At 59.5% G+C, this 2275-nt stretch carries 2 protein-coding genes; one reads left to right on the top strand and one right to left on the bottom strand.

Annotation, left to right across the window (positions count from 1 at the left end; genetic code table 11):
• The first annotated feature begins 137 nt into the window (after nucleotides 1-137).
• The gene (locus Q0817_RS19885) at nucleotides 138-398 is read left to right on the top strand and encodes a helix-turn-helix domain-containing protein (protein WP_298592194.1); all 261 of its coding nucleotides are present in this window, start codon (nucleotides 138-140) and stop codon (nucleotides 396-398) included.
• Nucleotides 399-651: 253 nt separating this feature from the next.
• Here Q0817_RS19885 and Q0817_RS19880 read toward each other — a convergent pair whose 3' ends face one another.
• Nucleotides 652-1848, bottom strand: a complete 1197-nt coding sequence (locus Q0817_RS19880) for a Fic family protein (RefSeq protein WP_298592192.1) — start codon at nucleotides 1846-1848, stop codon at nucleotides 652-654.
• Nucleotides 1849-2275: the final 427 nt, after the last annotated feature.

Raw genomic sequence — 2275 nt, 5'->3', positions numbered from 1 at the left:
CGAAAACGCCCACTACACCTCCCTCATCCACGAGGGCCACCCGGTATGAGAGCGGCAGAGAACTTGGGGGGATTCAGAGTGGGGGTGCGCAACCTAGGGACCCGATTAAAGTCGACTCCACCAACCCGAATGATCCGATGGCGCAGCTGGCGGTGGTGCTGCTGGCGCTGTTCGGGCAAATGAAACGCACCTACACCCTCGAGCGCGCCGCCCACGTCCGATCCGTGGCCACGGCCAAGGGCCAGCGGATCGGGCGGCCGACGGTGGTGGATTCGGACAAGCTGGCCTACGCGGCCCATCTGCGGGAGGCCAGGCACACGAACGCGGAGATCGCGGCCAAAACCGGGATCGCGCGCACCACGCTCTACCGGCATCTGCCGCCTCGGCCGCCGGAGTAGGTGACTGCTGAGCCAGTCACTGTCGCTGATTCCGATGCGAAGATCTGACGAGAGCTACGTCGGGAGAGGTCCTGCGGCCCGACCGCCGCCGGCAGTCGGCTCTCATTGTTGGCGGCAGCCGTTCCTCACCTGCCAGTAGGGAGAGGGTGATGGTGCTCATGGGTTATCAACCATTGCTCGTGGGTGTCCACGAAAACCAAGGTTGTTCGGCTGTCACCTATGGGTGCGGCAGCCCCCTTCTATGGCCTCAACCTTAGGTCGCTGAGCGTCGACCAGCCCGCTCGGCAAATGCGTCGATCGCCGCTAGCACCTCGTCACTACGCCAAAATGGTCCCAGCTTGTGCTCAGCCTTCGATTTTGCGATACCTGCTTCTGTAAGTGCCCGCAGTGGTGGGTAGACATTCGGTTGCTGTACTCCGAGTTCTGAAGCGGCGACGGCACTATTGAGTACCGGGCGCTGAGCGAGGATGTCTAGAAGCTTCCACGCATTGGAGTCTCGCCGTGCGTTGAGACGATAATTCCAGCTTTCTCGTATGCGATCGATGTCCTCCACCAGTTTACGGGCATTGTTGACAGCCCGCAGTGACGCATCTGCAAACAGGAGAGTTATCGGGTCTACGTCGCCACTCCGATAAGCCGTAAGCGCCGAGTGATATCCGTCTACGTCGGCAAGGAGTCCTGCAGAGACGGGTACAGCTACGTTTCGAGTCACTCCCCTATGACGTAGCATCGACTGCGCGAGGGCCCGACCTGTCCGCCCGTTGCCGTCGCTGAAGGGGTGAATGGTTTCGAACTGAGCGTGCCCAACGGCAATAGACGCTAGAGCTGGCACTGCTGGGTTGTTTACAAAGCCCACCAAGTCGTCCATAAGGTTCTCTATATAATCTTGGTGAGGGGCGACATACGACGCTCCAATGGGAGTATCTGAGCGCACCCCGATCCAGACAGTTTCGTTTCGCCACTGCCCCGGTGTATGACGAGGCTGTTGAGCCATAAGTACGGCGTGCATCTCCTTGATAGACTTCACTGAGAGTTCTCGTGCTAAGTCAAGGGCGGCCCTCATGGCTTGCGTATTAGCCGCAATTTCTTCAGCATTCCGACTCTTCTTTACGCCCAGTTCAGCGCTGAAGATTGCCCGTGCCGACGCCGTAAGATTCTCAATTTGCGACGACGATGCTGCCTCCGATCGCAGCAGTACGGGAGCAAATGCTGCAACGCGTTTCCCAAGCTCGGCATCGAAGCGAGCAAGTTCGCGCTCAGCCTCCTCGGCCACCTCACGGACATTGGGACTCGGTGATGGGATGCGATCTGCGATGAGGGGGGCGACCGCAGATATGTATCCGGCTCCTGCGGTGGCTTGTTCCGCACCTGCACCCCATGCAGCATGTGCGCTCGGGATCCACATGCGCTCCTCATGGCTTACGGATGGCCAGTCGATCGGGGAAGTCATAATCAATCTCCTCAAAATTATGAGTTCAGCCATCATCTCATAATTTCTTGTCGACAGCTTTATGAGGTTGTCGGCGGGTCAGACTCGAGCTCATGTCCTTCGCCAAAGGTTGTCGGCCCCACGAGACTCGGGCGCGACCATGGGCTGGCAGCCCGGTGGGGACCTTCTGATGCGCTGGCCCTCTGCTGAACACCTGCTTCGGCGGCAGGCCGGTCAGGTTGCACTCGTCGTATCCGAACCCCTGCCGTCTGGGCGATGCCCAACGCCTTGGGTGCGAGGCTGGAGGTGATGCATGTCTCTTATCCCATGGGATGCGAGACGTCTCGTCAGAAAAATTTGCGCCCGCATGTTGTGAACCGCAGTGATAACTGGCGGTGTTCTGACAGAGCTAAATGACCGCTTTGGGGCGGGGCAGTCAGTCTCGGGC

Origin of the sequence: uncultured Kocuria sp., from assembly GCF_947500125.1 — a bacterium.
Classification (GTDB): domain Bacteria; phylum Actinomycetota; class Actinomycetes; order Actinomycetales; family Micrococcaceae; genus Kocuria.
This window is presented reverse-complemented; position numbering and strand designations above follow the sequence as displayed.

Bases quoted from the DNA above. Each gene is read 5' to 3' on its own strand.
- Q0817_RS19885 (WP_298592194.1), top strand. From the start codon at position 138: ATGGCGCAGCTGGCGGTGGTGCTGCTGGCGCTGTTCGGGCAAATGAAA.
- Q0817_RS19880 (WP_298592192.1), bottom strand. From the start codon at position 1,848: ATGACTTCCCCGATCGACTGGCCATCCGTAAGCCATGAGGAGCGCATG.